This window comes from Petrocella sp. (genome assembly GCF_059865615.1).
This window is the reverse complement of sequence record NZ_JCBCDA010000069.1, coordinates 1-25802: the sequence shown is the minus strand read 5'-3', so window position 1 is coordinate 25802 and position 25802 is coordinate 1. Positions and strand designations below refer to the sequence as shown.

Genomic DNA, 25802 nt, shown 5'->3' with positions numbered 1-25802 from the left:
TATCTTTTTTCTTCATTTTGGATTGATTTGCTTATTATGACTACAGCTATTATATGGTACATAATAAGAAGGAGAAGATAATGGAATCAAATTGTGGAAATTGTGAACATATAAATGAATGTAAGAATGTATATGGTGAAGAATATCAAGCTATTTGTGGCACTCATTTTTGCTTAAAAAGTTGGGAGAATATTAAAAAGCCTTTCCCATCTGGATTACCAAAGCGATCTGAGTGTCATTGTTCTTGTCATTCTGGTGGAATTACTCATATGTCTGCTTGTTGTAGTGGGGATTAATGAAAGGAACAATATATGAGTCTTAAATATAAAAAAGGTAATCTTATCCTTCTTGCAGAACAAGGTGAGTTTGATGTAATAGCTCATGGAACAAATTGCTTCAAAGTTATGGGAGCTGGTATTGCTCTTCAATTAAAGTTAAGATTTCCAAAAGTTTATCAAGCTGATCTTATGTCTAAACATGGACATAAAGAGAAGCTTGGTACAATAACAGTAGCAGATAATGTTATTCCTGGTCTTACTGTTATCAATTGTTATACACAATTTCATTATGGTTATGTTGGAGGAGTATGTCCAGTAGACTATGATGCAATTCGTTCATGTATGAGAATAATAAAGCATGTTTATCATGGTAATAGAATCGGCCTTCCAATGATTGGTTGTGGACTTGCAGGAGGAGAACCTTCAATAGTCTTACAAATAATAGAAGATGAACTTGGAGACGAGAATGTTACTATTGTGACGTTAAACTAATCGCTCCTTGAATCTTAGTGATTCTATTGGTAGAGGATTAATGTGAAAATTAAATTTATGAATTAATTGTAACTTACTTTAATCTCTTTTATAGAAGAAATTTTGGCTATTTTTGGCCAATGTTAAACATTGAATTAATTATTTGATAAAACAGGAGAAAACCCTTCCTATGGTTTTCCTCGATTTATCCGTAACATCTGTAACATCCCTCCTCGTATCAAAATCAAAAAAAGCAAATGAATACTGTTTTTAGTTTATCAAGTCCTTGAAGGAGTATTATGACATCTATTTTATTTGCAACATTAAAAGAAAAAGGTAACAGTCTTGTAGTAATTAAGACAGCTGAGAGCTTTTCAGATAATGAAAAAGATATCTTAGCTAAAGCAAAAAAAGAAGCGGAACTGCATAATTTTACAATTGGTTGTTATTGGAAAGAAACTAACGGAAACAGAATCTTTATGGTAAAACTAAAGGGAGCTAATAATTAAAAAATAAAAAAGACATTTGCATTTATTGTTATTTTATGTATGATTTTTTCTTTAATAGGATGCGGAGACACAAAGGTAATTAACGGAAAGACATACGATACATATGGAATGTTCAACAAGGATGAAAAGAAAAATCCTAATGTTGAATATGAACTTATTGTTGGCAATATTGTTTGGAGTGTTATTCTCTGTGAAACAATTATTGCCCCCCCCCATTTATTTTCTCGGGTTTGACATGTATCAGCCAGTTGGGCCTAAAGTTGGAAATGAACCTGGAGTAATTAAATAATATGACTATTGAACTATTTTTCTTTTTATCTTTATTTATTTTTTTAATTTTATTTTCTTTTTTATTAATGCGAAATACCATTATATCAAATGCCAGAAGTAAGGCAAGTAAAATAACTGGAATGAAGGCATCTGAGTATATTGGCCTTTACTTTGATTTTTCATGCCATTCATTTCGTTCAGAAGAAATGATTGATCTTTGGAGAAAATATTGGGAAAATTATGACTCTTATCCTTCATATGAGAGAATGCTTTTTAGTTTCTCTAAGTGGAGATTTAAGGAATTTTATCCTGGACTTGAAGAATTCATAATTAAAGAACATTTAGAACTTATTAGGAAGAAAGAGGCAAGTCAATGATAACAACTTGGATATTAGTTATTTTCTTCCATGTAGGATCAATGGGATCTGGAAATAGTAATACTTGTGACCATATCGTTGGATTTAAAAGTGCTCAGGAGTGTCAAACTGCAGGTAAATCTCTTAAGCCTCTTGTTAATGGAACCACTAAAGAGGTTAATTTTGTTTGCATTCAGCAGACAAGTCAATGATTATTTCGTCTCAAGCAATATCAAGAGAAAAAATGATTGTTAACTTAGGATTAGTTACTAATCCTGAATATTTATTCATTTCAGTTTGTGGCTCAAAAGATAAACCACTGTTTGATTTAGGAATAAGTGGAAAATATAACAACATTTTATCATTGCAGTTTGATGACATTTGGCCTTCAACAATAATGGTCAATGGTGATAGAATTGATTGTATTCAGCTTCCAACAAACGAACAGTTAATATCAATTATTGATTTTATACTTAAGTATGAAAATATTACAGAGAATAAGTATAATTTATTAGTTAATTGTATGGCTGGAATAAGTCGTAGTGGAGCGATATCTCAATTTATCTATCATATGTGTTCTATTGAAAATGATGCTAAATGGGCACGAGATAATAGACATATTGCGCCGAATGATTGGATATTTCAATCATTATGTAATAAAATTTTGAAAAGAAGAAGATTATGATAAAAATTACTGGTGATATTCACAATTCAATTGATGCGAAAAGACTATCAGGTAAAAATTGGGTAGATGGTCGTACTTTCGAAGGATTTTTAATTATAGCTGGAGACTTTGGTTTTCCATGGGATATGAGCAAAGAAGATGAATATTGGGTAAAATGGTTGTCTGAAAAAAAATGGACAACTCTTTTTGTTGACGGTAATCACGAGAATTTTGATATTCTTGATGCTCTTCCTACTGTTCAAAAATTTGGAGCAGATGTTGGCCAACTTACTAATAAGATCTTTCATTTGCGAAGAGGTCGTGTTTATACAATAGAAGATAAAAAGATATTCACTTTTGGTGGAGGTCTTTCTATTGATAAATATCTTCGTAAACCTGGAGTGTCATGGTGGGAAAGAGAAATGCCTAGTGATGAAGAAATCATTTTGGCATGGGAAAACATTGAAAAACATAAAGAAGTTGATTATGTTATTACTCATGTTCCTCCTGATCATATGATGGCACAATATCTATTAAAATTTAATTTATCCAAGTTAGGTACTGACTTTTTATCTTGTCACCTCAGGGATATGTCAATGTCATTATCCTTTAAAACTTGGTATCATGGTCATCTTCATATTGATGATCAGATTGCTCCAAGGTATGTTTCTTTATTTAAAAAGATTATTAACTTAGGTGATGAACTACGTTAATTTTTTTTTAAAGAAGATAATAACGGGTAACCTAATGGAATTTTTATAATGTTAGCTTATGGGCTAATTTTGGGTTTTAATTTAAAGTAAATAATGGAGAAATATCATGGATCCATCGGTTCCTGCAATGCAAGATACACGAGAATATCTTCAATCTATGGCTCAAGCTGGTGAAAGAATTTTAAATAAGAATGAAGATGCTGATCAAGATACTAAAGATCTTCGTACTCAATTTAATGAACTTTCTTCTGCTGACCAAGAGAAGGTTCTGACTCTTATGAAGCGTAATGTTAAAGCAAAACGTCTTCAATGCCATAAAGAGTTTACTATTGATCAGAAGTTCCATAAGAATAAGAAAAAACGTAAAATTGCAAAAGCATCTAAAAGAGCTAATCGTAAGTAATGCGTTACTTTACTGCTGATACACATTTCTTTCACAAGAATGTTATTAAATATTGTAATCGACCATTTAATGATATTCTTGAAATGAATAAAATAATTATAAATAACTGGAACAATAAAGTAAACGAGACTGATGATGCTTTTATTATTGGTGATTTTGCATTTACAAGTCCTCAAGAAATGAAAGCAATTTTAAAGAAATTAAAGGGAAGAAAGCATTTGATTATTGGAAACCATGATGAAAATTCATGGGGTGATTATATCGAATGTGGATTTTCTTCAGTTTCGAGATATATGTATATTTCAATTCCACCTTTTGGACCAGTTGGCTTAGCTCATGATCCAGCAGTGTGCATTATTGATAGACAACATCCTTGGTTAGTTGGTCATCTTCATCAACAATTTTTACGTATGAATAATGCTATCAATGTCGGAGTCGATGTAAGAGGATTTGCTCCTGTGTCTGAAGAAGAACTTCATGAAGACTTAAAGATCACAATTAGTGGTCATATGAGCCTTCCAAAGGATGTTAAAAAGTATTTTACTCAAATTTAAAAAAAGTATATGCGCCTGTAGCATAGCGATTTAATGCCCACAGCTCATAACTGTGTTATCAAAGGTTTGAATCCTTTCTGGCGCACCAATCCCTATATTTTAAAGAGGTTAATATGAAATCAAAATTATTTATTTCAGAAGCAGTATCTAACAAAGATCATAAATTTGGTGAAACAACTAAATATTTTCCTGTACGCATCAAGATGATCGATGGAAGTACTTGTGATGCATTATTTACTAAATCACAAATTAATGATGCGATAAAAAGAGCTGAAAATAATGAAGAAGATATTCCATCAAAAAGCTTTTTCGAATGGTTGTTTTAATATTATAATTAATAAATACCGTCTGTTTAATCGATAGCAAGTATAAGCATCGGATTATTGTCTTGGCCAGACAAGCAGATAGATGATATCTTAAGAACTCTAGGATATACATGACGGCTTATGTCTCGATGTCCCTTGGGGAGCATCTACTGCTAAGTGTAGATAGTTAGGACCATCTGACTTACTTAATTAAAGGTTAAATCTGCAGGATGGATCCCTGCTTACAAAATATAAATTGTTTCCTTATTTAGAAAAATAAGGTGGTGGAGGACATCAATTAGCTTTGGTGTCCCTAGCAGTAAACATATAACTCATATGTTTGCTGTCTTGAGTATAGATAAAATTTAAGTATTTTAAAAATTAAAATTCTATATTCAAGAGAGCAGACTTATGGGGGCGACAGGAATCGACAGGCAAAGTAACGTATGGATAGCACTCAGGAGTGGGCTGGCTCCTATATCAAGCCTAAAAAAGATAAATGCAAACACAATTGATAAAATCAAAGGGTTCTTTACTGCTGCTTTCGCTCCTGAAGGGGAGATGCTCTTAGCGGCATAATGAACAAATCGTCATAAGTCTACGGATTTATGCGGAGTAAATAGTAGATTCTCTTGGTACCTATTCGCTTGTCAACAGAAGTAAATTAAGAAATCTGTTATTGTCAGTTGAACAGAAACTAACTGAATAGCACAAGGAAATTTTGTCCTTTGATGACCTGAGCGACTAGTGAAAAACGGACTATGAGTGTAGAATTTTATACCTGATATTGTTTGGACCCGGCTCTCGGATGCCGGCGCCTCCACCAAATTTATTTTGAAGGATTCATAAAATGCATAATAATGTTTATATTTTAGGATTTTCAAAAGAAATAAAGAAAAAGATATTAAGAAAGGGCGTGAAGAGCGCTCATTTAGTTGCCGGTGGTTATCTTTATTATATTCCACCTTATGTTATTGCTACTGCGCTTAAACGTCAAGTTGATAATGATCTTAACTCTCTTAATATGTGGGAAAAGGAACATAAAGATTTATTTTTAACTACATTCAAAAAATACATAAACGCTGGTGGATCTATTAAAGAGATCTCTAAAGTTATTGGTATTTGGCCACAGACATTAACCAGTTGGATAGAAAAAAGTAGAAAGTAATTATTTTAATAAAACTATATCTGATAAAAGGTCTGTTCATACGGTAATCATTGAATCCGAATTTCAAATTTATGTATAAATTATTATTTATATTAACAGCATGGCTACTGGCTAGACAATAGTGTTTAGTTGATATATGATTTTCTTAATAGATGAAGTCATGTTATTAATAGAGATTATAAATTGTCATAGAGAGATTCATATTGTGGATATACGAGTATAGCCCAACTGGCAGGAGGCAACAGACTTAAAATCTGTACAGTACGGGTTCGAATCCCGTTATTCGTACCACGGTTACTCCACACATACTAGTTTAGTGTAATTGTTAAGAATTTATGAAAAATACAATATGAGCATTTCTGGCATTCGAAAAATAATAAATAAACAAAGAGGTCAATAGTGATAAGAAAATTCTTAGATCCAAAATATAATTTTATTGAACTTTTTAATACAGAAACTGGTGCTTATATTCGAACTGGAATTATTGAAAACAATAAAGATACAGGTATTGATTCTTTTCTCAGGTCTTATCCATCTTTAATTGACATAGGCATTATGGGAAATTGTGAGCATGGTAAGCTTGGTCTTTGTGTTGCAAGTGGAGTTCAATGTTATCAGCAAGGACTAACAAAAGCTTTACCAAACATGAGTCTAAATAATTTTAAAAGAATTATTGATGAGTCTAAAGATAAAATTTTTCAAGTCGCTTTAGGTGGACGTGGTGATGTTGATTGTCACGAAAACTTTGAAGAGATTCTTGCATATTGTGCTATAAACAATATTGTTCCGAATTTTACAACATCAGGTCTTCGTTTGACTGAAGAAAAATGTAAAATAATTAAAGAATATTGTGGCGCTGTTGCTATATCATGGTATCGTCAATCTCATACAATTAAAGCATTAAAAATGCTTATTGATGCTGGAATTAAAACTAATATTCATTATGTATTAGGAGAATTTAGTGTTGATGAAGCAATTTGGCAATTAGATTCTTTACTTTATCCTGAAAAAATAGATAATTCTAATAAAAACTATGTTCTTTTCCCTAATGGGATTAATGCTGTTCTATTTCTTTCTCATAAACCTGTAGGCCAAGGATCAAAAGCTAATATTTTACTTGCTGAAGATCCAAGAGCAAAAAGATTTTATGAGTTAGTAGATAATATGAAATCATTTCCATTTAAAGTTGGTTTTGATTCATGCTCGATTCCTGGAATATTGAATAATTGTAAAAATGTAAATCTTGATAGTGTTGATTACTGTGAAGGTGCACGCTATAGTATGTATATTTCTGCAGACATGAAAGCTCTTCCATGTTCATTTGATCAAAATGAAAAATGGGCATATGAATTGGGGACTATTCAAGAGGCTTGGGATTCTCAGGATTTCAATAACTTTAGAAAGTTTCTTATGGAGTCATGTCAAACATGCAGAGATCGCGTAATGTGCGGCGGCGGTTGTCCTATTGTTCCTGAGATTACTTTGTGTAATCGTCCTGAAAAGGATCAATTAAAATAATTTGGCTATTTTTGGGATTTATTAATTGAAATTAACTTATAACTTAAGGATAAATGTATGAAAATCATTGAAGGAATTAAGCGGGTCCGTACTATTGAAAAAGAAATTCAGCGTCAGTCTGGTCAAATTACTGAATATTCGAGTAAGCTTTCTAATGAGAAAACCATCTTTTCAACTGATGACGCTCAGAAGAAGGCTATTATAGCGTTGATTCAATCGAATACTGACCTTTGTAAAGAGGCAATTCGCTTGAAACGGCTTATTGATTTAACAAATAACAGTATTAAAGTTTCTATTTCTATTGGGACCTCTATTTTTACTGACACGCTTGCTGGTCATCTTCATATGAAGCGCAAATATGGAGCACTTATGATTCAAACATATCGTGCTTTGAATTCTACTATTGCTGATATGAAAATTAGCAGAGTTACTGTCAATAAAGAAAATCCTGTTATCGTTGAGCGGATGTATGATGAGGTCTTTAAGAATAATAATTTGAAAGAGCTTCATACTTATCTTTCGGAATTCGATCAGCAGCTTGAAGTGATTAATGCTACAACTGATTTAGTTGAAGCATAATATAATTTAATATTAGCTCCGACAGTGTAAAAAGAGAAACAGAAGAGCCTCCCTATCAAGGTTATGATAAGACATTCTGAATATACTTGGAGCCCTCAAAAGGCATATTATGAAGATTCAAGTTTTAAGACTCAAGTCTAAGTCGATCCCTCGACAATAAGAATAGGGATTTAATGACTCAAGTTTCAAGTCTCAAGTCTCATAAAATCCAGTTAAGGTGTTGCTTCTCTTCGGCTACTCTCCACTTCTGGCTGCTGCTAGGAGCTAATAAAATATTTCAGTATATTATCCTTTGGGCTAATTATGCTGTGTCTAAAATCCTATTAGATATAGATACTGGTTTTCTAGTAGGTTCGGAATCTGAACTGTTGGTGTTAAGATTCTTCAATAAGTAGAATTAAATAGATTCAATAAGGCACACCAGTTGTCATGAATTGAACTATCTTTTGACCAAACCAACATCGCCTTAATTAAAGTATTGAGCAGGATATAACTCGTAAGGTCTTGCCATAACAAATACGTTTTATTATGAAATCGAACTCCATAATAAATTAGTTAAGGAATTAATATAGGTGTCCTAGTCTGGACTTAATGCCAGTCACTAAATCAACTGCCTCCTATATCCTCTCCTTTTTAGATTTAGCTCGTTAAAGTCGAACTGCGTGAAATTCGTAGGCTACTGCAAATAAGGTTAATTCCTTATATGATGTAAATTATAATAGCTAAAAGATTGTGTAATTCAATCTACCTAAAATCTAAAATAGCCTAATGTGTAGTAGATTAATTCTGAATGCGTTATATTCTTTAAGAATATAAAAGCATTAATAATATAAATGTCTGCGATAATTAGGTCTTCTTGATTGTAGAGAAATCAAGTGATTAATTTGAATTTTATAAAGAATTTATTCAAGTTAATCAAATATAAAAAAATTCTATAACCCTAACTCTCCCGTTCCTTTTAAGAAATTTTTCTTATTAAGGAACGGGAGACTTGTTAGTAGTTGAAAGATCTCAATAATATACAGACATTCTCCGATAATTTCTCTTTTGGCTTGTTACCCCAAATCGTTATATTATTGAGATCTTTGAGCTACTAAATAGTAGCATAATTAAAAAATGAGGAGTATTAAATCTGATGGACGTAATCATGAGTTGTTCTGAATGTGGTAATCGCCAAAGTACTAATAAGCCATTTATAAAATGTGTTAAATGTAACAGAATTACTTTTATGATGAAAAAATCTGAAAAGTCTCCTCTTATTAAACCTAAACCCTTAAATTTGATTCAACGGATGTGCTTTAATCGTGAAATTATTTCTTCTAAAATTCCATCTTTCAATGAACTTTTATTCATTGATAATATGAAAAATTCAGAATTTAAAGAAGCAATTTTGATGGAAAGTATTGAAAAAATTTGTTCAAAATTTAAACATTATACTATAACAAAAGAAGAATCTATTGTAAATGTTCATGGATTTGAATTAGTTGTTTTACATAATAGAAATTTAGATATTAAACTTTATCAATCAATGATTATTGAATTGATTGAAGGAAAAAGAAAAACTTTTGTTCCTATTAATCTTGATAAAATGATTAAAAATGAAAAAAATACTCGTGAAATATATCCTAAATGTGATATTATGTTCGATCTTGAAAACTTGGTTTTCTTTACCTTTGGTCATAAAAGGCTCAGTAAAATTCAACATTCTTTACGTGAATTTGTTGACCTTATGAATAAATCTATTGCAGAAGAAGCTTCCTTAATTAAACCTAAGGAAAATTTAGCTGCTTAAAGATTTTATGCCAAGAGTTAAAAGAGAGGACAAGTTTCTTTGTCCTCTCTTTTTACCCGATATATTTTGGAGGATTATATGTTAAATATTTTAACTGAATTGCTTTATTATATTTCTGTTCTTATAATTATTACAATTATAATCCCTATGTTACAACTACCATCATATGGACAACTCATATATACTTTAGTTGTTTTTTATCTTGTTTTTGGACGAGATATTTTCTGTGGAAGAATTCAAATTATTATCGAAAAAAGTAGAGCTCTTATGACTAAAGATGATTTGAAAAAAACTATAGATAAAATTAAGAAAGAAGATAAATAATGTCTATTGCATATAAGATTTGTGCTGATACTTCTGGATATGAATTTTTATCTTTAAATGCACTTTTTTTAAATATAGATAGACTTCGTAATATAAAATTAAAAAATTTAATTCTTAAATATGAACTATTCCACACAACTGTTCCAAAGATTAAATCATCTCCTTTGTATGCATTTTCTAATCTAGAAGAAGCATTAATCTTATTCAATTCAGAACCATTAAAGCAATTTCCAAGAGTTTTACTTTCTTGTCATGCGATAGTTGAAGATAAAGTAAGACTTCCTATTAAAAGTTTATCACAAAATAAAATTATTAATTATTGGGTGAATAATAATTTACAAGATATTGAATTCACTAATGTTTCTGGAATTATTTCATGTAAAGAAATTCGACCAAATGGTATATATTCAAAGAAAAAAGCTAATACTTAATCTTTTTTTTATTTTATTATTATGTTTTTTATCTGGTTGTAGTTTTATTTTAGGCGAACCATGCCAATGTCATATCGAAGGTGGATGTGAATATTGTAATCCATATTCAGAATCACAAAAACATCTAGAGGAGGTATGGAGAGATTATGGATTTAAAAGAGATTCCATTTTATTATCGTTTTAAACATTTAAATATTGTTATGTTTTGTGTATTTGGTTCGAATCTTTATGGGACAAATACTGAAAACTCTGATAAAGACTATAAAGGTATTTATATTCCTACAGATAGAGAAATGTTTTTGGGACAAGTCAGACATTCAATTCATTTTAAAACTAAAAAATCGAATATTGAAGGAGATAAAAACTCAAAAGAGGATGTTGATATTGAGTTTCTTTCTTTGCAATATTTTATGGAGCTAGCTTGTCAAGGCGAAACAATGTGTATTGATATGCTTCATGCTCCTGAAGATAAGTTAATTGTTACAAGTGATACTTGGAAAAGAATTTCCGGATTTAAAGAAAGTTTTTATACAAAATCTCTTGATTCATTTATTGGTTATGCTAGAAAACAAGCTGCTAAATATGGAATCAAAGGATCTCGTCTTGATGACATAAAAAAGGTTCTTGATTTTTGTGATAAAATATTTACTGAATATGAATCAGAAAAAATGATTAAACAAAATCCTAGAAAAGATAAAATATCTTTTTATTGGAATTATCTTCCAGAAGGAGAGCATATTCATAAACTTGATCCTCAAACTGATGACAAAAATCGATATCGTATGTATCAAGTTTGTGGACAGAATTTTCAAGAAACAGTTTCTTTGTCTTATATGAAGAAATCTATTTTAATAAAATATAATGAATATGGTGAACGTGCGAGAAAAGCACAAGCAAGTGAAGGAGTTGATTGGAAGGCTATCTCTCATGCAATGAGAGCTGCTTATCAATTAATAAGCATATATAAAAATAACACAATAATCTATCCATTACCTGAAGCTGAATATCTTCGAGATATTAAAGAAGGGAAGTTAGGATATCCAGAAGTTGGACCTATCCTCGAAGGTTTAATGGAAGAAGTTGAATTGCTTTCACAAAAAAGCACATTACCAGAAAAAATAGATGTTGACTTTTTTATGTCATATATTTATAATGAAATCAAGTTGAATTGTTGTAAAAATAATAGTATTTCGTAATCCAAATACGATCTCCTTTATTAACATACATGACAACAAAACTGGAGTGTATCATGCATAGTATTTCCTATAGACAATTTAAGTCATATAAAGGCCAAATTTGGTTTATGGGATCAGTATGTGCGGTTAATGCTAATAATACAACAGATCCATCAGAGGTGCATAGGCTTTAGTTTAATTGAAATTTATTTTCTGTTGAATTAAAGCCATGAATGAACTTCATGGCTTTTTTATTGGCTATTTTTGATGAATTGCTTTCAGCTCATTGATAATTGAATATTATTACGAATTACTTGCCAGACAAGAGAATCGGACACTAGGTTTTGCCTACGTTTGCTCTAATTTTCGAGAGTCTGCAGTCTGTCTCGTCAGACCAAGTAATAAATTTGCTATGTTAAGATAGCATTCGAAAAGGCTCACAAGCTGATAAACCAACATATATCGCAAGATGAATTGAACTTAACTAGGGTTGGTTGCCTTTCGTACAAATTACTATGCGTAGCTGAGTCTGGTTTTAGCACCTGGTTTGGGGCCAGGAGACGCAGGTTCGAGTCCTGCCGCGTAGACTTTGAGATAATTACACAGACCAGTTATTAATACATAAGCAAATTGCTTTTGGAGTTAATAACGTGGAAAAATGTAGTTATGGTTGTGGATTAGATGCTCATTATGAACTAAAGAATGGGAAAAAATGCTGTTCTAAAACTCATAATGGGTGTCAAATCATAAAAGAAAAGAATAGTAAGTCATCTGTAAATAGATATTTTAAAATTCGTGGAGAAGAAAACATAATATCTGTGCATCATTATGATAAAAATCATAAAAATAATGATTATAAAAATCTCATACTATTATGTCCTACTCATCATCAATATATACATAGTAAATTTAAATATTTAATTGAAGATCAAATTACTAAATATATAAAATCTTTATCTTCTGAAGTTTAGGATTAAGTTCCGATTGGTGGGTATGAAATAAGATCCTAAGCAAGAAGATATTTAAAACTATGGAGTCCATGTGCTTCACTCCCTTTATGATATGGTACTCTATGTCATATTAAACAAAAGAGCAACTCTTCGTTGGCCACTTGCTTATCAGACTAAAGACTATGTGGCAAAATAAAAAACTCTAAAAGAAGGAAAAGACAATGCTGAAACAGTATGCTCGTGATGAGAAAAATGGCAAGCGCGGTGTAATGGTTGCATTTCGCGAAGATGGAGAAATCAAAATTGGTTACTCATTTGTGAATCCCATTGAAACCAAAACAGTAACAGTTGAACTGATGGAGAAGATGGCAATTGGTCGTGCAAAGACTGATCGTCGTAATCGCAGAGTTCACTATAACAAAGAAGACATTATTGACTTTGTTGGTCGGGTTGAACGTTATTTCAATAACCCAAATCTTAAAGTAAATAAATTTGGAATTGCTCCTCTACCAGTATGGGCACAAGAGCTTGTTCCTTTAGCAAAAGCTGCTGAAGCAGCTCGTAACGCTTTAAAGGATGCAGAAAATGTTCCTGCATAAATAATTCATTCCAGTATAACTCAGTTGGGAGAGTGTAGTGCTGTTAACACTAAGGTCGGGAGTTCGAACCTCTCTACTGGAGCCAAAAAAATGGAATATCTACTCAACAAGGGCCATCTTAGAGTAGACAAAGCTGACGCCAGATGGCACTTTAATTAGTGATGTGGGGAGAGGTCAGCAGCAATTTATTTTAGCTTGAACAATATGGAAATAAGGTGATAGTAAAAATCGTATATTTTGAAATCTTCCTTATTATACTTTAAGTAAAGCTAAATGCATTATGGAAGGTTAACTTAGTTGAAAGAGCCCCCCCCCCCTGCCTCGCATGCGGGGAGGGGTGGGCAAGAGTTCAAGCTTCTTAACTTCCACTAAACATAGGGATGTAGTTTAGCGGTTAAAACCCACAACTTATAATTGTGTGATCAATGGTTCAATTCCATTCATCCCTACCAATTTATAATGTCGGTCACTAACGAAGAGATACGTTGGAGAAAGGATTATGGTAAATCCTTCATCATGCGAACTAATGAACAATTATAAGTAGTCGCCATAACTAGTTGTAGTTTATTAATTGACTTGATGCGTAGCAAAGCTCTTTACATTGTAAAATATTTTTTACTTATAATTTCAATAATAATATTAAGATCAAACTTTAATTTAAGCTCTGAAAATTAATGCCAGCTTAGTTCAGTGTTAGAACGCCTCACTTGTAATGAGGATGTCAGGGGTTAGAATCCTCTAGTTGGCTCCAAAGTTCATGTACCTGTCGAATAGTGGTTAGTTTATTAGATTTTCATTCTAAAAAACGTGAGTTCAATTCTTATCAGATATATCAATTTTGCGGAATAGAGAAGTGGTCATCTCGTTAGGCCCATAACCTAAAGATCGCTGGTTCAAATCCAGCTTCCGCAACCAGTTTAAATCCTCAGATTTATACGGATATATTAAATTCTTCCTAGATCATGGAAGAGCCGAGGGAAAATTTATAGGGTGATAGTTTAATTTTTAAAACATGGCTATTAAAAGCCAAGATGACAGTGAAAATCTGTTAACCCCTGCCAATTGGATATGAATATGACAGAACAAGAAGAAAAAGAATTATTTGAACAACTATCTATTACACTTAAAGCAATCCCTGATGATAATCTTGAGATAATGTATAAAACGATAATTCAAGAAAGAAATAAAAGGTTAAATGCTGCAGCGTGGAAGAAAATGTATAGAAGAAAGTAAAATTTAATATGAAAATTCCAGATCCTTATTGGTTTGATTTTGATTCATTATGCCAAATGTCAGATGAAATTGATAACAGACATGAAAGAGTTTCTTATAATTATGAATATGGTCTTTCATGGTATGAATTTCTTCAAAAAGATGAAAAAGTATATGGTATGGCTAAAGTCTTTCTTGAAGAAATGGATGAAGATGAGCTAAAAAAAATTATTCTTGATAGAATTGTTGAACTCGAATCAAAAATACATAAGTTGAAAGAATGTCTATCTTGAATATATTTTGTTAAAAAAATATATTGATCATTTTAAATAATTGGAAGAATTCTCCTAACGGTAGGGAAGCAGTTTGCTAAACTGTCAGGACTTTAGTTCTGCGAGTTCGACTCTCTCTCTCTTCTTCCTCCAATAATAGTTAAGGTAGATTGGCTGAGTGGTCGAAAGCGGCGGTCTTGAAAATCGTTGGGCGTAAAAGTTCCGTAGGTTCGAATCCTACATCTACCTCCAAATGTAGCATCGATTAATTAAATATGTGCCCCCATAACACAACGGACTAGTGTACGAACCTTCTAAGTTTGAAATCCCCGTTCGATCCGGGGTGGGGGTACCAATTATCTTTTAGAAATATCTTAGAGTTTTATATTTTCATTGTAAAACTCTTGATGATAACTAGGTTATAAAACTAATATATTATTTTCATGACTTACTTTCGTAAATAGAAATATTTCTTTGATTTGAACTAATATCTACTAATAACTGTATTATTTTAAGTTCAAATCTCTCATAGCATACCAAACTTTAATATAAGGTGAAAAAATGAAGCTCGGAGATATCGCTAAAGATAAAATTTCTGGATTTTCTGGTTTAATTACAGCTAAAGCTACTTATATTTATAATATTGATAGATTTTGTTTAACTCCTATGGAAATTAAAGATAATGAGCCAGCAAAAGGGGTCTGGTTTGATGAAAATCAACTTGAGATAGTTTCAATTGATAAAATGGAAGCCACTCCATTAATCGAGCATTCATTTAAAATGAATGATAAAGTTAAAGATATTCATAGTACTTATACTGGTATTGTAGTCGGGATTGTTACTTTTTTAAATGGGTGTATCCGACTTGAAATAGCTTCTAGTACGATTGAAAAAGGTCTCCCAGTTGATAATGCTTGGATTGATGTGCGTGCAGCGAAGCTTATTTATGAAGCACCTACTGTCCCTGAATTTAAGAAAACTGGTGGACCAATGAGAGACTTTAAGTCTCCTAAGAATCCAAGATAAAAAAAGTATAAAGGATTAAATAAGATGACATTTCGTAGCTTGTTTTGTGATATAGATGAGAATGGAGATTTAGATAAATCAAAGATTTCTCTTGGTAGAGTAATGCTTTGGATTGCATTTGGATATGCGACTCATTTTTGGTTTTTTCATCCTATTGCTGAGTTTCCAGAAACTTTGTATTGGTTCATAAGTATTATGATAGGCTATAATTTTTTTAAAAAAGGAATGCCTATTTTTGAAAGATTTTTAACAATTAAAAAATAGTTATTAGGTATTTCCTAGTAGCATGAAAAAAGTCTTGGATAAAAATTAATAGCCCTATAGTCTAATTGGTAAGGCAGCACCCTTTGAAGGTGCCATACTAAGGTATTTATTGGTTCGAGTCCAATTAGGGCTTCCATAGTTTAACTTTAATTTTAAAAAAAAATCTCGTGGCCTATCCTATAGTCTAGTAGCCTTTGACGCAAAGCATTATAGTGAAGCAAAAAATATGACCTGAATTAACAGGTATCGCTAGTGAGACTCTGCTAGAATGAGAAAAATATTTTAAAGGATAAATACATGAGACAAGTATGGATGTGTAATTTTTGTAGAGCTTCATTTGATGATCCGAATAATACAATTATTCATGAAAAATCTTGTGTATTTAATCCAGAAATGAAAAAATGTTATACATGTGCTTTTTATAAAGATATGGGATTTAAATTGTTAGACTATGCATGTGATAATGATTTAGTTTCATTCGATGAGTATTTTAAGATAAATGAAGATAATCTTGAATGTAATAAGTGGATTATAGAAAAGAAATAAGTCTTGTTATCCGAGTTGGTTTCAGGAGACAGTCTGCAAAACTGTAAACGTGGGTTCAAGTCCCTCACAAGACTCCAATAATAATAATAATAATAATAATAATAATCTGTTTAATAAAGGATATTAAAGATGGCTATTGGACCAGAAGTAGCAAAAGAAAAATTTCAAAAACATTTGGTTAATGAAGCAAATGCTATTGAACTTATCCTTGATGAAGCTCTTATAAAAGATAATGAAATTAAAAATCAAAATACTGTTGAAATTACTTTAAGCAGAGAGATTCCTTTATATCTTAAAAAGATAATCAAAGATAAATATATTTTAACTGGATGGAAAAAAGTAGAAATAACAAATAGTTCTGAAAATAATGAAAAAGCTGGACTATGCTTAATTAAACTAACTTTTTAAAAATTAATAAAAAATATAGGGATATAGTTCAGTTGAAAGAACGCAGCTCTGATAAAGCTGAGGTCGTTGGTTTAATTCCAACTATCCCTACCAAAATCTTGTATCGTCTAAGAATTGGCAGGCTCTCTTAGTTATAACTTAGATTCAAAAGATATTGTAGATTCGACAATATTATATCTGTAGATGTATCTAAACTTTTAAAGATAAACAGTGGACCGTCATTGAAAGTTGGAAAGCTGATAGGATAATGTGCATACCTGTAAAAGATATTCTTAGTAAGCAAATCTCTTCTGAAAGATGTGAAAAGATAATGCAAGAATTTCTTTCTGAAGGATATAGTGTTAGAAAATTTGATCCAGTGGGGCAAGATGATATTGGTGCAGGATGTGGTCAACTATGGTTCACGCAAGAGTGGATGAAAGCAGGAAAATGAAAAGAGTATTTATTAGTTTACCATTTAAGCATATTGATAAGAACTTTGCTCTTGCAAGACTTCAAAACGCTGAATATTATTTTATAAAGCTTTTACATAACGGAATATGTCCAGTTTCTCCAATCGTAGCAGGAATCCATCTTTCTGAAAAATATGGTGTTTCTGCAAAGTTTGAATATTGGGATGACTATTGTGTTGAAGAGTTAAAAACATGTGATGAAGTTCATGTTTTAATGTTATATGGATGGGAAACATCAGTAGAAGTAAAAAAGGAATTGGAATTAGCAAGAGATCGCAATATCCCAATAGCTTATATTCCACTTGAAGAAATATAATAATAGATAGGAAGCAAAAGATCCTTGTTATGGAATCTATTTTTCTATAGATGAATTAATTTCTGGAGATTAATATGGACTGTTTTATATGCTCAAAGTGTAAGGAATATACAATGTTGGTTGAGGGGGAAGAAGATTTAAGCTTATGTTGCAATGAAAGAATTCTTACCCCATCTAATATAGCAAATCAAATTGAATTTCTAATAGAAAATGAAAGAGATAGTTTATGTTTGAAACTATAAAAAAAGATTGGTTTGCTGCTCGTAAATTAGCAGCTGGAGATTATGAATTTGTTCGTAAGGCAAATATTCTTGGTCTTTTAAAGTCTGATATTGAACGCATTGTTAAAGATGATGGTCAGAGGTCTATTACCGATGAAGATTGCATTACTGCAATTAAGAAACTTCTTAAAGGTATTAATGTTACAATTGAAGCTCTTGAAAGTCAAAGAAAAGATGCCTCAATTCAATATCTTGAAAAAACTATTCTTGAAGATTTTCTTCCTAAGCAATTGACTAAAAAAGAAATTCTTGCTATTTGTACTATTGCTAAAGTTTATGGGGCAAAGACGATGGGTGATTATATGAAATATTTCAAAGAGAACTTTTCTGGGCAATATGATGGAAAGTTAGCTTCAGGAGTTATTAAAGAATGGATCAACCAGTAAAAAACTATGGGACAAATAGTGATCGTGCATGGACTGATGAATGCAGTAAAAACCTATATGGGAATAGGCATCATATATGGAATGCCTCTCCAAGAACTGTAAAGTCTATTACCGATTATACTTGTTTCCTTTGTGGAGCAAAGACAAGTTGTGATTCCTCAGATTGATAACTATATTAAAGAATGCAGGTATAACTTAGAGCTAGAGTTTTATAAGAAGTTATGTTATAAAAATTAATGCGAGATTGGTATATGGTTTGTGCCTTAGCCTTCCAAGCTAAAGAAAAGGGTTAGAGTCCCTTATCTCGCTCCAAATTTTATCTCTTTATTAACATATCTAGATACTTTCTAGAGGAGAGGTAAAATATGAAAAAAAATATAATAATTATTGATGATTCAATTACAATAAGAGTAATGTTAATAGATACGTTAAAAAAAGATTATAATGTTTTTGATTTTGAAAATGGTCAAGATGCATTAATCTTTTTAAAAACTAATCGTGTTGATTTAGTTATAACTGATTTGCATATGCCTAAGATTGATGGATATACTTTAATTAAAGAAATAAAAAAATTACATAAATTTATACCTTGCATTCTTCTTACAAGTGACGGTGGAGCTGAAGCAATTCAACAATCAAAACTTGCTGGAGCTGCTACATTCTTAACAAAACCATTTAAAGAAGATCAATTAAGAAAAATTTTAAGGATGATAATCTAATGGCAATTTGGGCATCTAAAACAATTAATGAGCTTCCTGAGATTGAACTAGTTCGATGGACTATTATTGAGGTTGATAAAGAAGGTGGAAATCGTCATTTTATAGGATGGAATCAAACTGAATTTGGCGGTAGAGTTAGTTCTAAGATTGTTGAATTTGATAAAGATACAATGACTGGAAAGACTAACTCAGGTAGAATCTATAAGCTAATTGGGAGAAATGGAAATGACCATGATGCTGCTTATGTATTAAGCTTCTGGCTTGCACGTAATAATATTCAATACTTTAAGGATATCTCTTTAGATATCTAGTAGCTAATTATGAGTTGGATTAAAGACATTTATGAAGTTTCAAAGGATTCAGAACTGGCAGAGAAAAATGGGCCTTCTTTAAAAAATAGATAAAATATGCGCTCGTGGCGTAATTGGCAGCCGCGTCAGACTTAGGATCTGGTGCTGAAAAGCATGGGAGTTCGAATCTCCCCGAGCGTACCAATCCTTAATGAGAAAGGAAAGATTATATGTGTTTCTTTAAAGATGCAATAAAAGTAGAAAAAGTTTTAAGATCTTGTACTACAACTCATCATTATATGGCTGCAACTAAAATGCTAGAGCTTTTTAAAGAAAAATATAAAAAAGAAATTTATAAAGAAAAGAAAACTAATAAACATAATATGTATTTGGCCCTATTAGAAGTTGAGAAAGAGATATTTAAATCTTTCTGCTTATCCTCATCCATATAAACTTCATTCCTTGCTACATTACATCCAGATAAAGGATTTATTTGCTAAGAATTAAAGAAATTGTCCATTTAGTTAAAGCCCCTATATATGGAGATAAAAAATTATGGCTGGAACATGTAAAGCAAATGGTCGTCAAAGTAGCAAAACTAAGGCGAATAATAAAAATGGAAAAACACTTGAAAAGACTCGCACAACCCGTAAGCACAAAGTTAATAAAATTAAACGTCATCTTAAGCGCTATGGCGCTACTGGCAACGATAAAGTTGCATTGGCTGCACTTGATAGACAAGAAAAGTCTTAAGTAGCTCTTTCGATGAAAGAAACTAAGGCTTCTTCCATCTGGAGATAAATTAAAGATTATGGAAATATATACAAGAAGACATAGTAGTGATGATGTAGCATTTGCTGCTTTATTTGCTAAGGCTGCTCATAAAGGGCAAATGTATGGAGAAACAAAAGAGTATTATTATCACTGTGACAGAGTATATAGAACATTGATTTTATTTTTCTGTTGGGATGATGATATTTTAGCTGCTGGATATTTACATGACGTTCTTGAAGATACAAAAGTTGATAAAGATACTTTTCGTTTGCTTTTTCCACAAAATGTTGTTGAATTAGTTGAATTAGTTACCAATAAGGAAGGAAAGAATAGAGCTGAAAGACATGCTCTAACTTATCCTGGAATTAGAGCTAATGAAAAAGCAATTACTTTAAAACTTGCCGATAGGATAGCTAATGTTTGCTATTCTCGGAAAATGAATCAACCTATCTTAGGAATGTATCGTAAGGAGCAATCTTCCTTTAGAGACTTTTTATGGTATCCTGAATTCCCAAGACAAGATATGTGGGAAGAATTAGATAGACTTTTAAAATAAAACTTTAATATTTTTAACTAATAGCTTAAGCTGTAGAGCATGAATTTTATGATTATATTATTAGACCACTAAACATAATCAGAACATATCGTAAAACCCTATCCCTTGATTTTTTATTTAAAGAGCTGATATTTGATTATTTTAATTAAGTATTGGCTCTTTTTTTATTTTAAATGGAATAAATATGTACAGTTGTGATTTAGACGTATTTACTACATAGTTTCCAAAAACTGCAGAAAAAATTAAAGAAGAATTGAATCGACTTTCTTAATTAAAGTCTATGGAGAAATATTATGAAATATCGTAGTGACTTTGTGACAAATTCAAGCTCTTCAAGTTTTATTGTTGGATGCACTTTAATTCCTGGCAATGTTGAAGAAGCTGCCGAAATATGGTTTAGAGAACAAAAGGATTTTATTGCACCTATAATTGTTCAAGGCCTATTTGATAGGCTGAAGGAATTCCCAATTGATTTCGATTTATTGCTTATAAAGGCAGAAAATGTTTCTTTCTGTCATAAATGCTTAGATAACAATAAAGAAGAATCAAATGAAGATATAATTCTTGATGAATTATTGTCTGAATTTAGATATCATGAAGAATATGGAGACTGGAATAATAAAACTAAGTTTGAAAAATATAAGGAATCCTTTATTAAGAGCGCTAAAGCTAAAAATCCAGAAATTAGAAATGAATATGATATTCCTATTGAAGAAAGATTATGCATTAAAAATGAATGGTATCAAAAACCAGAAGTAAAAGAAAGATTTACAAATGAAGTCAGAACCTTTATTTGTAATATGAAAGGTTATGGGAATAATAAGCCAACTGTATTTATGCAAGGTGAGTTTTCTGATGGAGATGGTCATCTAGGATGTGAATTAGAGCATGGAAGTCATTGGGAAAAATTTTTATCATATATTAGATTCAGCCATCATTGATTATATTTCTATTAGAAAATTTATATTTATACTAGATAAGGAAAGATTAAATGTTTATATTCATTTGTGTTTTATGTTTTGTGTTTATTGGCTATATTTTTGGTAAGATTGATAAAGAGAAAGAATATTATAAAGGTCTTACAGAAGGACAATCTTTAAGGTTACATTATTATAATGCTTATGAAGAACAAAGAAGAATTTTTGAAAAAAAATTTCAAATTCGAGAAAAAGATGATCAATTAACATGTAAAAGATGTGGGGCAGTTCATTTCTGTAGCGAAAGTGGAAAAAATGAAAAATGAATTACAACAACTTTTATTCAATACATTTCCTATTATTTTCCCTGAAGAAATTCGAGTAAATAGAAAATATCCCATTTCATATGGTTTAGAAATTCCTGATGCATGGCTTGGCATTGTTTATCACTTATGTGATGAGATTATGACTTATTGTACGGAGCAAAACCTCACAATTCCTTGTGTTCTTCAAGCTAAAGAAAAGTTTGGCTATTTGCGCATTTATTTTAATTCACATTCAGATAATAGAATTGCTTCTTTTATTGCTGAAGCTGAATCTGACAGTATCAAGATCTGTAAAAAGTGTGGATCTGAAGAAAACATTATTTGTACAACTGGATGGGTATCTTATATTTGCAAGGATTGCTCAGAGAAGAGTTAATTATATGCCAATCATAGGGATAGAATTATTGAAATGCAATAATCCAATTGATTGTCCTTTTCTGGTAACAGAAAGAACAGTCAATGCTGGATTTGCATATGATATGTACTGTTTGATTAATAAGCAGAAAATTGCTGGATATGTTGAATGGTCTCGTGATGTTCCAGAAGTTCCAGAATGGTGTCCAAAAAAAATAAAGAAAGATAATGAAAAAATTCCATGTGGGGCTATTGAAGAGTTTGATTCTATCAAAGCGGTATCCCCCCTGGAGGGATAATAAATTTTTTGCAATTAATCTAAAAGGCCATGGCAGTTTAATACTAGCAAATAAAGCTGAAAAAATAGCGATTGCCTTAAATGCTTTTATTTCGAGAACTACTCCAGAACATAAGAAATTGGTGCTATAATGAAAAAATGGGTTAGAAATGAATAAAAGAGCTCAAGAGCTATATCTTATATTTAATGAAATAATTGAATTGCCATCAAGAGAATATGATATTATAGAGGAAACTATAATTGAATATTATCCTTCTTTTAAGTCAATTTGTGATGAGCTATTTCTTGAAAAGAAAGAGTTAGTATCGCATATTTTATTTGCTAAATTAAAGCCAAAAATGAAAAATGAAATCTTATATGATTATTTAAATGTTGATAAAGTATCATTATCTATATGTGTAGATCAGCATGACTTAATGAATTTTTCTACAATTCTTATTTCATTTGAAGCTCTCTATGTAGTATATACCACAATCAGTGCATTGTTAAATATTAATATGAAAATGTTTTTATTATTATGGATTCATTATTCTACAACAAAAAGTTATGATCTTTATAGAATAATATTAAATAGTGATATTATAAAAAGCAATATAGATGAAAGTGATCTTGAGGTTATGCTTTATCAATATAATCAGCATGTTGCAATGAGTAAGATTTTTATAGGCAAATAATATAAATTTAATTAGACAAAACTATAAAGGCTTGTTAGTAATGAAAATTAGAACAGATAGTTGGTACATTAGTGAAGGATGGCAAAGCTTTGATATTAGTTATGATGAAGCCATTAAGCTAAAAAAAGAAAATATAGAACCAGTAGATGCGATTGGTTGGTTTGATAATGACTTTGAGGTTGATGATATTATAAAATATATGAGTCTTAAAGATGAAAATATTTATCTATTAAGGCCCACTCAAGTCAGAGATTGGTTAGACATCGGAGCTTCTATTGATGAAATTATTTCATTCTTAGGAGAGAATAAAACAATTGAAGATTATCTTACGAGGTGAATTATGTCTAGTGATTTAGAAATTAATCAATTAAAAAAAACAATTAAAGAACTTCAAAAGACTGTTAATCTTTTAAATACAAAAATTGATGGAGCAAGATTAGCTTTTGAAGAATTAAATGATGATTTAATTTATGAAACTGCAAGGTCTGAGATTATTCAAGAAAAGGTAATTCTAGCGTGCGAATTACACATTGAAGAATTTCTCGATGAGGTAGATGATCGCTATGATGAGCTAATTGATGCTGATAATGATGAAGAGGATGTAGATTAATGAAAGATTTTAATGCTGCATGTAGAACGTGTAATAATCTTATAAATGATAATAAAAAAATTTGTACTATTTTCATTGAAAATGGTAAAGACCCATGTTATTTATGTTTTGGATATAATGCTCCTAAATATTTAAAAAGAACAGATCAAAATAATGATAGAATAATTGAGACTAATGAGAATGTATTAGCTCAAATATAATGAATAATCAAGTAATATTATGTCCACAATGTGGATCAAAAAAAGAAGTTGAGATAGAATCAGATGATGGATGGAATAAACCAGCGCATTATCATTGTAAAAAATGTAATTATACTTGGAATGATAAAATATATTCCAAACTTAGTGAATAGTTTACAATATTTGCCAATTATGTTTAATTAATTTGTAAAAAACTATTTTGCATTAACACCTATTGGAGATAGATAATTAGTTTTTAAATTAATTGTCTTATTTTATAATGAAATATAAAAGAAGAACCATAGACAAGAAAAAATGTCAAATAGTAACAATTGTAATTATATTATTTTCTTTACTTTCTAATTTATTGATATTAGGTTATTTTAAATCTGAAGAAGCTTCACTTTATGGTAAGCATAAAAAATTAGAAGAAGACAATAGAGCTCTCCAGCAAATGAATAATAAGTATAAGAAAATTATTTGTAGTGCTTTTAATGTTGAAGATTTCAAAGAAGTTAAAACTATGACAGTAACAGCAACCGCATATTCTGCTTCAGTTGATGAATGTGATGCTACTCCTGAGGTTACTGCTTCTGGTCAGCCATCTAGGCCAGGAGAAATTGCATTATCAAGGGATGTTGAAAAAGCAATTGGTGGTTTAAATAAAATGGTAGTGATAAATGGGTATGGAATTACAAGAGCACCAGATAGAATGAATCAAAGATGGTCAAAGAGAATCGATATCATGCATGCAAATAAGAAAGCAGCAAAATTATTTGGTTTAAGGACTATTGAAATATCATGGCTGGAATAAAAATTGAGATTACTTTAAAAAGTGATATGAAAAAAATAAATGATTTTTCTTTTTTCTTTAAAGGTCTTTTAATTTTAAAGATTATCGAAATTAATGAAGTTACTTTTGATAAAAAAACTATTAGCCTAATCTTAAATAAAGAGAAAGATTTTAATAAGCTTATCTCGGAAATAAAAGATTATAACTTCCTCATGGAAAACATAGAAAGCATAGAGCATGTCTGAAATTGAAATTGATAACTTTGATATAAATAAAGAAATGTTTTCAGGTAAAAGTAAAACAAATGTACTTGGTTTTATTAGAAAACTACCTTCAACGCCTGCATTAGCCCTTATAAAGGACAATCTTAAGAAAAGTGGACAAGAGTATCATTTACTATTATGTAAGGAAAATAAGCCTTATATTGTTTATCATAATGCTTTTGAGTATTGTGGATATTGCGTACGAGAACATAATGCAATGATTAAAACAATTAATAAAAAGTAATTAATAGAATGTTATATTTTTTTTGTATGAGCCCATTAAAGGAATGAATTGAAATGAAAAGCTATGAGAAATTACAGGAAGAGAACGCTCGCTTAACGGCAGCGATTAAGTGGGAACTTGAGTGGCTAAAGTTAAGACTTTACCCTTCAAGATTCAAAGAACTCCGCACCCGCGCCTTTCCGCCGCAGGAAGAAGAGTTTGAAGAAGTGGAAATAACACGTTGGTGGTGTGATGATTGCGGTACCAAATCTAAAGTAAACGCCTACGATTCTATAGGTAAATGCATATGCTGCGGAGGAGACAGAGTCGTTGAACTGAAGGGAATCACTCGCACCCCCAAGCCACGCACCGTGTTTCGCAGGGAAGAAATAACAGATATGGACGAGTTGGCAAAGTGGGCCAAGTACGGGCTGTTTGGGAGTAAGATCTTCCGCGAATGGACGGAGGTGCAGGGATGAACAACCTCGATCAACTGGCCATGCCAGAGCGTACATTCTCACAGTGCCAAGCTACCGGAGTGGGCAAGGTATACGAATCTCAAGGAGGCTTCACCAAGCGTGAACAAGCCGCCATCACCCTTCGT

At 31.1% G+C, this 25802-nt stretch carries 44 protein-coding genes, 15 tRNA genes and 1 other RNA gene; all 60 read left to right on the top strand.

Features of this window, described 5'->3' with window-relative positions; translation table 11 throughout:
- Window positions 1-80: 80 nt before the first annotated feature.
- Window positions 81-296: a hypothetical protein gene (locus AC6F8J_RS08200; RefSeq protein WP_500722421.1), complete on the top strand. Its 216-nt coding sequence runs from the start codon at window positions 81-83 to the stop codon at window positions 294-296.
- Window positions 297-311: 15 nt separating this feature from the next.
- Window positions 312-770 (top strand): macro domain-containing protein, encoded by a 459-nt coding sequence (locus AC6F8J_RS08195; protein ID WP_500722419.1) that lies wholly within the window; start codon window positions 312-314, stop codon window positions 768-770.
- A 278-nt stretch (window positions 771-1048) separates the two neighbouring features.
- On the top strand, window positions 1049-1258 hold the full coding sequence (locus AC6F8J_RS08190) for a hypothetical protein (RefSeq protein WP_500722417.1): 210 nt from the start codon (window positions 1049-1051) through the stop codon (window positions 1256-1258).
- 290 nt (window positions 1259-1548) lie between these two features.
- A complete protein-coding gene (locus AC6F8J_RS08185) occupies window positions 1549-1905 on the top strand; it encodes a hypothetical protein (protein WP_500722415.1) in 357 nt (118 codons plus the stop codon).
- The gene (locus AC6F8J_RS08180; protein ID WP_500722413.1) at window positions 1902-2096 is read left to right on the top strand and encodes a hypothetical protein; all 195 of its coding nucleotides are present in this window, start codon (window positions 1902-1904) and stop codon (window positions 2094-2096) included. Before AC6F8J_RS08185 ends, AC6F8J_RS08180 begins: the two co-directional genes overlap by 4 nt.
- Window positions 2093-2569 (top strand): hypothetical protein, encoded by a 477-nt coding sequence (locus tag AC6F8J_RS08175; RefSeq protein ID WP_500722411.1) that lies wholly within the window; start codon window positions 2093-2095, stop codon window positions 2567-2569. Before AC6F8J_RS08180 ends, AC6F8J_RS08175 begins: the two co-directional genes overlap by 4 nt.
- Window positions 2566-3261 (top strand): metallophosphoesterase, encoded by a 696-nt coding sequence (locus AC6F8J_RS08170; RefSeq protein ID WP_500722409.1) that lies wholly within the window; start codon window positions 2566-2568, stop codon window positions 3259-3261. Before AC6F8J_RS08175 ends, AC6F8J_RS08170 begins: the two co-directional genes overlap by 4 nt.
- 106 nt (window positions 3262-3367) lie before the next feature.
- A complete protein-coding gene (locus AC6F8J_RS08165) occupies window positions 3368-3664 on the top strand; it encodes a hypothetical protein (RefSeq protein ID WP_500722407.1) in 297 nt (98 codons plus the stop codon).
- Window positions 3664-4218, top strand: coding sequence for a metallophosphoesterase (locus tag AC6F8J_RS08160; protein ID WP_500722405.1), 555 nt, complete (start codon window positions 3664-3666; stop codon window positions 4216-4218). Before AC6F8J_RS08165 ends, AC6F8J_RS08160 begins: the two co-directional genes overlap by 1 nt.
- Before the next feature lie 11 nt (window positions 4219-4229).
- Window positions 4230-4306, top strand: a tRNA-Ile gene (locus tag AC6F8J_RS08155).
- Window positions 4307-4331: 25 nt separating this feature from the next.
- A complete protein-coding gene (locus AC6F8J_RS08150; RefSeq protein WP_500722403.1) occupies window positions 4332-4544 on the top strand; it encodes a hypothetical protein in 213 nt (70 codons plus the stop codon).
- A gap of 392 nt (window positions 4545-4936) precedes the next feature.
- Window positions 4937-5349, top strand: a transfer-messenger RNA (tmRNA) gene (ssrA, locus tag AC6F8J_RS08145).
- 24 nt (window positions 5350-5373) lie between these two features.
- Window positions 5374-5691 (top strand): hypothetical protein, encoded by a 318-nt coding sequence (locus AC6F8J_RS08140; protein WP_500722401.1) that lies wholly within the window; start codon window positions 5374-5376, stop codon window positions 5689-5691.
- 213 nt (window positions 5692-5904) lie between these two features.
- Window positions 5905-5982: transfer RNA gene (locus AC6F8J_RS08135), tRNA-Leu, on the top strand.
- A 108-nt stretch (window positions 5983-6090) separates the two neighbouring features.
- Entirely contained in the window at window positions 6091-7209 is a 1119-nt protein-coding gene (locus AC6F8J_RS08130) for an SPASM domain-containing protein (RefSeq protein WP_500722399.1), read from the top strand.
- A gap of 57 nt (window positions 7210-7266) precedes the next feature.
- Window positions 7267-7788, top strand: a complete 522-nt coding sequence (locus AC6F8J_RS08125; RefSeq protein ID WP_500722397.1) for a hypothetical protein — start codon at window positions 7267-7269, stop codon at window positions 7786-7788.
- A gap of 1231 nt (window positions 7789-9019) precedes the next feature.
- Complete coding sequence (locus AC6F8J_RS08120; RefSeq protein WP_500722395.1) at window positions 9020-9580, top strand: hypothetical protein; 561 nt, start codon at window positions 9020-9022, stop codon at window positions 9578-9580.
- A 78-nt stretch (window positions 9581-9658) separates the two neighbouring features.
- A complete protein-coding gene (locus AC6F8J_RS08115; protein WP_500722393.1) occupies window positions 9659-9904 on the top strand; it encodes a hypothetical protein in 246 nt (81 codons plus the stop codon).
- Window positions 9904-10335 (top strand): hypothetical protein, encoded by a 432-nt coding sequence (locus AC6F8J_RS08110; RefSeq protein WP_500722391.1) that lies wholly within the window; start codon window positions 9904-9906, stop codon window positions 10333-10335. The genes AC6F8J_RS08115 and AC6F8J_RS08110 overlap by 1 nt, the downstream gene beginning before the upstream one ends.
- A gap of 146 nt (window positions 10336-10481) precedes the next feature.
- Window positions 10482-11531, top strand: coding sequence for a DNA polymerase beta superfamily protein (locus tag AC6F8J_RS08105; RefSeq protein ID WP_500722389.1), 1050 nt, complete (start codon window positions 10482-10484; stop codon window positions 11529-11531).
- Window positions 11532-12023: 492 nt separating this feature from the next.
- Window positions 12024-12097, top strand: a tRNA-Pro gene (locus tag AC6F8J_RS08100).
- 63 nt (window positions 12098-12160) lie between these two features.
- Window positions 12161-12481: a hypothetical protein gene (locus AC6F8J_RS08095; protein WP_500722387.1), complete on the top strand. Its 321-nt coding sequence runs from the start codon at window positions 12161-12163 to the stop codon at window positions 12479-12481.
- A 200-nt stretch (window positions 12482-12681) separates the two neighbouring features.
- The gene (locus AC6F8J_RS08090; protein ID WP_500722385.1) at window positions 12682-13059 is read left to right on the top strand and encodes a hypothetical protein; all 378 of its coding nucleotides are present in this window, start codon (window positions 12682-12684) and stop codon (window positions 13057-13059) included.
- Between the two features lie 9 nt (window positions 13060-13068).
- Window positions 13069-13144, top strand: a tRNA-Asn gene (locus AC6F8J_RS08085).
- Window positions 13145-13435: 291 nt separating this feature from the next.
- Window positions 13436-13511, top strand: a tRNA-Ile gene (locus tag AC6F8J_RS08080).
- Window positions 13512-13735: 224 nt separating this feature from the next.
- Window positions 13736-13810: transfer RNA gene (locus AC6F8J_RS08075), tRNA-Thr, on the top strand.
- An 8-nt stretch (window positions 13811-13818) separates the two neighbouring features.
- Window positions 13819-13891, top strand: a tRNA-Glu gene (locus AC6F8J_RS08070).
- 7 nt (window positions 13892-13898) lie between these two features.
- Window positions 13899-13974: transfer RNA gene (locus AC6F8J_RS08065), tRNA-Met, on the top strand.
- A gap of 153 nt (window positions 13975-14127) precedes the next feature.
- Entirely contained in the window at window positions 14128-14292 is a 165-nt protein-coding gene (locus tag AC6F8J_RS08060) for a hypothetical protein (protein ID WP_500722383.1), read from the top strand.
- An 8-nt stretch (window positions 14293-14300) separates the two neighbouring features.
- Window positions 14301-14564, top strand: a complete 264-nt coding sequence (locus AC6F8J_RS08055; RefSeq protein WP_500722381.1) for a hypothetical protein — start codon at window positions 14301-14303, stop codon at window positions 14562-14564.
- Window positions 14565-14606: 42 nt separating this feature from the next.
- Window positions 14607-14696: transfer RNA gene (locus tag AC6F8J_RS08050), tRNA-Ser, on the top strand.
- An 11-nt stretch (window positions 14697-14707) separates the two neighbouring features.
- Window positions 14708-14795: transfer RNA gene (locus AC6F8J_RS08045), tRNA-Ser, on the top strand.
- Between the two features lie 309 nt (window positions 14796-15104).
- Window positions 15105-15569 carry a hypothetical protein gene (locus tag AC6F8J_RS08040; protein WP_500722379.1) on the top strand — a complete coding sequence of 155 codons (465 nt, stop codon included), beginning with the start codon at window positions 15105-15107 and terminating at the stop codon, window positions 15567-15569.
- A 24-nt stretch (window positions 15570-15593) separates the two neighbouring features.
- Window positions 15594-15833, top strand: a complete 240-nt coding sequence (locus tag AC6F8J_RS08035) for a hypothetical protein (RefSeq protein ID WP_500722377.1) — start codon at window positions 15594-15596, stop codon at window positions 15831-15833.
- Window positions 15834-15883: 50 nt separating this feature from the next.
- Window positions 15884-15969, top strand: a tRNA-Gln gene (locus tag AC6F8J_RS08030).
- A gap of 161 nt (window positions 15970-16130) precedes the next feature.
- Window positions 16131-16379 carry a hypothetical protein gene (locus AC6F8J_RS08025; RefSeq protein ID WP_500722375.1) on the top strand — a complete coding sequence of 83 codons (249 nt, stop codon included), beginning with the start codon at window positions 16131-16133 and terminating at the stop codon, window positions 16377-16379.
- Window positions 16380-16456, top strand: a tRNA-Cys gene (locus AC6F8J_RS08020). It begins immediately after the preceding gene.
- Between the two features lie 52 nt (window positions 16457-16508).
- Window positions 16509-16787 (top strand): hypothetical protein, encoded by a 279-nt coding sequence (locus tag AC6F8J_RS08015; protein WP_500722373.1) that lies wholly within the window; start codon window positions 16509-16511, stop codon window positions 16785-16787.
- Between the two features lie 17 nt (window positions 16788-16804).
- Window positions 16805-16880: transfer RNA gene (locus tag AC6F8J_RS08010), tRNA-Ile, on the top strand.
- A 303-nt stretch (window positions 16881-17183) separates the two neighbouring features.
- Entirely contained in the window at window positions 17184-17555 is a 372-nt protein-coding gene (locus AC6F8J_RS08005) for a DUF1937 family protein (RefSeq protein ID WP_500722371.1), read from the top strand.
- Window positions 17556-17781: 226 nt separating this feature from the next.
- Window positions 17782-18222, top strand: coding sequence for a GatB/YqeY domain-containing protein (locus AC6F8J_RS08000; RefSeq protein WP_500722369.1), 441 nt, complete (start codon window positions 17782-17784; stop codon window positions 18220-18222).
- Between the two features lie 238 nt (window positions 18223-18460).
- Window positions 18461-18534, top strand: a tRNA-Gly gene (locus AC6F8J_RS07995).
- A 53-nt stretch (window positions 18535-18587) separates the two neighbouring features.
- Window positions 18588-18941 carry a response regulator gene (locus tag AC6F8J_RS07990; protein WP_500722367.1) on the top strand — a complete coding sequence of 118 codons (354 nt, stop codon included), beginning with the start codon at window positions 18588-18590 and terminating at the stop codon, window positions 18939-18941.
- On the top strand, window positions 18941-19252 hold the full coding sequence (locus AC6F8J_RS07985; RefSeq protein ID WP_500722365.1) for a hypothetical protein: 312 nt from the start codon (window positions 18941-18943) through the stop codon (window positions 19250-19252). Before AC6F8J_RS07990 ends, AC6F8J_RS07985 begins: the two co-directional genes overlap by 1 nt.
- 98 nt (window positions 19253-19350) lie before the next feature.
- Window positions 19351-19435: transfer RNA gene (locus tag AC6F8J_RS07980), tRNA-Leu, on the top strand.
- A gap of 26 nt (window positions 19436-19461) precedes the next feature.
- Window positions 19462-19683 (top strand): hypothetical protein, encoded by a 222-nt coding sequence (locus AC6F8J_RS07975; protein ID WP_500722363.1) that lies wholly within the window; start codon window positions 19462-19464, stop codon window positions 19681-19683.
- A 103-nt stretch (window positions 19684-19786) separates the two neighbouring features.
- Complete coding sequence (locus AC6F8J_RS07970) at window positions 19787-19984, top strand: hypothetical protein (RefSeq protein WP_500722361.1); 198 nt, start codon at window positions 19787-19789, stop codon at window positions 19982-19984.
- 58 nt (window positions 19985-20042) lie between these two features.
- Entirely contained in the window at window positions 20043-20561 is a 519-nt protein-coding gene (locus AC6F8J_RS07965; protein WP_500722359.1) for an HD domain-containing protein, read from the top strand.
- 293 nt (window positions 20562-20854) lie between these two features.
- Window positions 20855-21502: a hypothetical protein gene (locus AC6F8J_RS07960; RefSeq protein ID WP_500722357.1), complete on the top strand. Its 648-nt coding sequence runs from the start codon at window positions 20855-20857 to the stop codon at window positions 21500-21502.
- Window positions 21503-21582: 80 nt separating this feature from the next.
- The gene (locus AC6F8J_RS07955; protein ID WP_500722355.1) at window positions 21583-21804 is read left to right on the top strand and encodes a hypothetical protein; all 222 of its coding nucleotides are present in this window, start codon (window positions 21583-21585) and stop codon (window positions 21802-21804) included.
- A complete protein-coding gene (locus tag AC6F8J_RS07950; protein ID WP_500722353.1) occupies window positions 21785-22180 on the top strand; it encodes a hypothetical protein in 396 nt (131 codons plus the stop codon). The genes AC6F8J_RS07955 and AC6F8J_RS07950 overlap by 20 nt, the downstream gene beginning before the upstream one ends.
- A gap of 4 nt (window positions 22181-22184) precedes the next feature.
- Complete coding sequence (locus tag AC6F8J_RS07945; protein ID WP_500722351.1) at window positions 22185-22457, top strand: hypothetical protein; 273 nt, start codon at window positions 22185-22187, stop codon at window positions 22455-22457.
- Between the two features lie 148 nt (window positions 22458-22605).
- A complete protein-coding gene (locus AC6F8J_RS07940; RefSeq protein WP_500722349.1) occupies window positions 22606-23130 on the top strand; it encodes a hypothetical protein in 525 nt (174 codons plus the stop codon).
- Window positions 23131-23170: 40 nt separating this feature from the next.
- Complete coding sequence (locus tag AC6F8J_RS07935; RefSeq protein WP_500722347.1) at window positions 23171-23467, top strand: hypothetical protein; 297 nt, start codon at window positions 23171-23173, stop codon at window positions 23465-23467.
- Between the two features lie 3 nt (window positions 23468-23470).
- On the top strand, window positions 23471-23740 hold the full coding sequence (locus AC6F8J_RS07930) for a hypothetical protein (RefSeq protein WP_500722345.1): 270 nt from the start codon (window positions 23471-23473) through the stop codon (window positions 23738-23740).
- Entirely contained in the window at window positions 23740-23940 is a 201-nt protein-coding gene (locus tag AC6F8J_RS07925) for a hypothetical protein (protein ID WP_500722344.1), read from the top strand. Before AC6F8J_RS07930 ends, AC6F8J_RS07925 begins: the two co-directional genes overlap by 1 nt.
- Window positions 23941-24199: 259 nt before the next feature.
- Entirely contained in the window at window positions 24200-24733 is a 534-nt protein-coding gene (locus AC6F8J_RS07920) for a 3D domain-containing protein (protein WP_500722342.1), read from the top strand.
- A gap of 26 nt (window positions 24734-24759) precedes the next feature.
- Window positions 24760-24957 carry a hypothetical protein gene (locus tag AC6F8J_RS07915; protein ID WP_500722340.1) on the top strand — a complete coding sequence of 66 codons (198 nt, stop codon included), beginning with the start codon at window positions 24760-24762 and terminating at the stop codon, window positions 24955-24957.
- Window positions 24950-25219 carry a hypothetical protein gene (locus tag AC6F8J_RS07910; protein WP_500722338.1) on the top strand — a complete coding sequence of 90 codons (270 nt, stop codon included), beginning with the start codon at window positions 24950-24952 and terminating at the stop codon, window positions 25217-25219. The genes AC6F8J_RS07915 and AC6F8J_RS07910 overlap by 8 nt, the downstream gene beginning before the upstream one ends.
- A 53-nt stretch (window positions 25220-25272) precedes the next feature.
- Window positions 25273-25677, top strand: coding sequence for a hypothetical protein (locus AC6F8J_RS07905; RefSeq protein ID WP_500722336.1), 405 nt, complete (start codon window positions 25273-25275; stop codon window positions 25675-25677).
- Window positions 25678-25802 lie beyond the last annotated feature (125 nt).